The sequence below is a fragment of the Mycoplasma sp. HS2188 genome (genome assembly GCF_025209835.1).
Taxonomy (GTDB): Bacteria; Bacillota_I; Bacilli_A; order Mycoplasmatales; family Metamycoplasmataceae; genus Mycoplasmopsis.
On record NZ_JAOAOI010000018.1, the window covers coordinates 1 to 4,781 of the forward strand.

2 rRNA genes are annotated in these 4,781 nt (G+C 46.0%); both read right to left on the reverse strand.

From position 1 onward, the window contains the following. Positions 1-26: 26 nt before the first annotated feature. Positions 27-2,910, reverse strand: a 23S ribosomal RNA gene (locus N1F73_RS03455). Positions 2,911-3,222: 312 nt separating this feature from the next. Then, positions 3,223-4,737, reverse strand: a 16S ribosomal RNA gene (locus N1F73_RS03460). Together the 16S and 23S rRNA genes form the textbook arrangement of a ribosomal RNA operon. Positions 4,738-4,781 lie beyond the last annotated feature (44 nt).

Genomic DNA, 4,781 nt, shown 5'->3' on the forward strand with positions numbered 1-4,781 from the left:
TCATTGAAATGTATAAAATACACATTACTTTTAAACCTATCGATTTATTAGTATTGGTCAGCTCAACATATCGCTATGCTTACACATCCAACCTATCAACCTCATAGTCTATAAGGAATCTCAAGGGAATACTAATCTCTGAGGAGGCTTCCCACTTAGATGCTTTCAGCGGTTATCCTTTCCGTACTTAGCTACCCAGCTATGCTCCTGGCGGAACAACTGGAACACCAGTGGTACGTCCGTTTCGGTCCTCTCGTACTAAAAACGGCTCTCATCAATATTCCAACGCCCACATCAGATAGGGACCGAACTGTCTCACGACGTTCTGAACCCAGCTCGCGTACCGCTTTAATGGGCGAACAGCCCAACCCTTGGAACCGACTCCAGCTCCAGGATGCGATGAGCCGACATCGAGGTGCCAAACCTTGCCGTCGATGTGATCTCTTGGGCAAGATAAGCCTGTTATCCCCAGGGTAACTTTTATCCGTTGAGCGACTGCCGTTCCATGACGTACAGCCGGATCACTAAGTCCTGCTTTCGCACCTGCTCGACTTGTAAGTCTCACAGTCAAGCACACTTCTACCTTTGCGCTCTGCATACGGTTTCTGACCGTATTGAGTGTACCTTTGAACGCCTCCGTTACTCTTTAGGAGGCGACCGCCCCAGTCAAACTACCCGCCACGCACTGTCCTCCCACCTGATTATGATGGCAAGTTAGAAACTCAACATAACAAGGGTGGTATTTCAAGGTTGACTCCACTAGAACTAGCGTCCTAGCTTCAGCGTCTCCCACCTATCCTACACATGTTAGACCAAATTTCAATACGAAGTTGTAGTAAAGCTCCATGGGGTCTTTTCGTCTTGATGCGGGTACCCAGCGTTTTCACTGGGACCATAATTTCACCGAGTCTAGTGTTGAGACAGTTGAGAGATCATTGCGCCTTTCGTGCAGGTCAGTATTTAGCCGACAAGGAATTTCGCTACCTTAGGACCGTTATAGTTACGGCCGCCGTTCACCCGGGCTTCATTTCAACGCTTCGCATAAGCTAACGCATCCACTTAACCTTCGGGCACTGGGCAGGCTTCACCCCCTATACATCACCTTGCGGTTTAGCAGAGAGCTGTGTTTTTGATAAACAGTTGCCCCTCATAATTTTCTGTGGCTCACTTTCGTGAGCACCCCTTCTTGCGAACTTACGGGGTCATTTTGCAGAGTTCCTTAACACTAGTTTTCTCGCTCGCCTTAGAATACTCATCTTGGGGACGTGTGTCCGTTCTCGGTACAGGTTTCCGTAATATTAAAGTTTAGAAGCTTTTCTTGGAAGCATGAAATCAACTAATTCAACTAAAGTCTATGCGTCATAGCTCCCGGTTAATGAATTGCGGATTTGCCTACAATTCCCAGTTACTATTTGCCCCTCAATCCAGTAAGAGGTAAGTTTATCCTTCTCCGTCACTCCATCACTATTACAGAAAGTACAGGAATATTAACCTGTTGTCCATCGACTACGCCTGTCGGCCTCGCCTTAGGTCCTGACTTACCCTGGGTGGACGAACCTTGCCCAGGAAACCTTCCCCAATAGGCGTCGCAGATTCTTACTGCGAATCGTTACTCATACCGGCATTCTCACTTCTTAGCGCTCCACTAGTCCTCACGGTCTAGCTTCACCGCCCTAAGAACGCTCCTCTAACGTACATAAATGTACCCGTGGCTTCGGTTTCGTGTTTTAGTCCCGTTAAATTATTGGCGCAGGGTCTCTTGACTAGTGAGCTATTACGCACTCTTTAAAAGATGGCTGCTTCTGAGCCAACTTCCTAGTTGTTTATGAAACCCCACAACCTTTCTCACTTAACACGAATTTGGGACCTTAGCCGACGATCTGGGTTGTTTCCCTCGCGAGCCGGGACGTTAGCACCCCGGTTCCGACTGCATGGCAATACATGATGGTATTCAGAGTTTGATTATAGTCAGTACCGCTAGGCGCGGCCATTCCACATTCAGTGCTTTACCACCATCATTTAACACCACACGCTAGCCCTAAAGCTATTTCGAGGAGAACCAGCTATCTCCAAGTTCGATTGGAATTTCTCCGCTATTCACAAGTCATCCGGGCACTTTTCAGCGTACTACGGTTCGGCCCTCCACTTGGTGTTACCCAAGCTTCAGCCTGCTCATGAATAGATCACCTGGTTTCGGGTGTATGCCATCGTACTAAAGCGCCCTATTAAGACTCGATTTCTCTACGGCTCCGCTTTTTTCTGCTTAACCTTGCACGATAACATAACTCGCCGGTCCATACTGCAAGATGTACGCCATCACCCTTAAATGGGCTCTGACTAATTGTAAGTAAGTGGTTTCAGAATCTATTTCACTCCCCTCCCGGGGTTCTTTTCACCTTTCCCTCACGGTACTTGTTCACTATCGGTGTCTGGTTAGTATTTAGCCTTACCGGATGGTCCCGGCAGATTCAGACAGGGTTTCACGTGCCCCGCCCTACTCAGGATACAGTCAAGAGATTAAATAATTTCGCTTACAGGGCTATCACCTTCTATGGCGCATCTTCCCAAATGCTTCTGCTATCATTTAATTTTGTAACTCTGTGTAGACTGTCCTACAACCCCATTATAAAATGGTTTGGGCTCTTTCTCGTTCGCTCGCCGCTACTGAAGAAATCATTTTTTATTTTCTTTTCCTCATGCTACTAAGATGTTTCAGTTCACATGGTGTCTCGCTCGACTTCCTATGTATTCAGAAGAAGGCAACTAGGCATTACCCTAGTTAGGTTCCCCCATTCGGAAATCCCCGTTTCGTAGCTCATATCCAGCTCCACGAGGCTTATCGCAGGTAATCACGTCCTTCATCGACTTCCAGACCCAAGGCATCCACCACAAACTCTTACTTATTTAAAAGTATGTCCTTAATTTATAAAATTAAGATTTCCTATTGTTGTTATGATGTGTATTTTAAGACATTTCAATGAGTTATATTAATATAACTACTCGATGAATCAAAACAAATTAACCAAATTAATTTATTGTTTGATGTCGTTGTAATATTTTAAAATAATTACTATTCAGTTTTCAAAGAACGAATTGAGAGTCGTCCTCTCAAAACTAGATATATTGCTTACGACCTAATAAGCCATGACAAGTTTTATAAATATAAAGTAGGTCTGAATTAAGGTTAGTGTATCGATATTAAATCGATTTTGTACTCCGTAGAAAGGAGGTAATCCATCCCCACGTTCTCGTAGGGATACCTTGTTACGACTTAACCCCAGTCACCAGTCCTGCCTTAGGCAGTTTGTTAATAAACCGACTTCGGGCATTACCAGCTCCCATGGTTTGACGGGCGGTGTGTACAAGACCCGAGAACGTATTCACCGTAGCGTAGCTGATCTACGATTACTAGCGATTCCGACTTCATGGAGTCGAGTTGCAGACTCCAATCCGAACTGAGACCGGTTTTTTGTGGTTTGCTCACTGTCACCAGGTTGCTTCACTTTGTACCGGCCATTGTAGCACGTGTGTTGCCCCACTCGTAAGAGGCATGATGATTTGACGTCATCCCCACCTTCCTCCCGATTACTCGGGCAGTCTTCTTAGAGTGCTCAACTAAATGTTAGTAACTAAGAACAGGGGTTGCGCTCGTTGCAGGACTTAACCGAACATCTCACGACACGAGCTGACGACAACCATGCACCATCTGTCATTCCGTTAACCTCCACTATATCTCTATAGCTTTGCGGAAGATGTCAAGAGTGGGTAAGGTTCTACGCGTATCTTCAAATTAAACCACATGCTCCACCGCTTGTGCGGGTCCCCGTCAATTCCTTTAAGTTTTATTCTTGCGAACGTACTACTCAGGCGGATCATTTAATGCGTTAGCTGCGCCGATGAGTTCCCCATCAGCTAATGATCATCGTTTAGGGCGTGGACTACCAGGGTATCTAATCCTGTTTGCTCCCCACGCTTTCGTCTCTCAGTGTCAGTGTATGTCCAGTTAGCTGCCTTCGCCATGTTGGTGTTCTTCCTTATATCTACGCATTTCACCGCTTCACAAGGAATTCCGCTAACCTCTACATAACTCTAGTTTACCAGTATCCAACGCGGTTTGGGGTTGAGCCCCAAAATTTAACGCCAGACTTAATAAACAACCTACAGACGCTTTACGCCCAATAATTCCGGATAACGCTTGCAACCTATGTATTACCGCGGCTGCTGGCACATAGTTAGCCGTTGCTTTCTAATAAGGTACATTCAATACAGTGGCATTTCCTACACTGTTTTTTATTCCCTTACCACAGCAGTTTACAACCCATGAGGCCTTCATCCTGCACGCTGTGTCGCTCCATCAGACTTTCGTCCATTGTGGAATATTCCCTACTGCTGCCTCCCGTAGGAGTCTGGGCCGTATCTCAGTCCCAGTGTGGCGGTTCAGTCTCTCAACCCCGCTAAACATCATCGCCTTGGTGGGCCGTTACCTCACCAACTAGCTAATGTTGCGCACCCCGCTCCTCCAGCGATGCTTTAAGGCACCTTTTATATTTCGGTCATGCGACCAAAATAAGTATTTGGTATTATCAGTTGTTTCCAACTGCTATTCCAAACTGAAGGGTACGTTGAGTACGTGTTACTCACCCATTCGCCGCTAAGTACAAAAGTACTTCGCTCGACTTGCATGTATTAGGCACACAGCCAGCGTTCATCCTGAGCCAGGATCAAACTCTCGAAAAAATTGACTTCGTCATGTTTATATATCTAGTTTTCAAAGAACGATT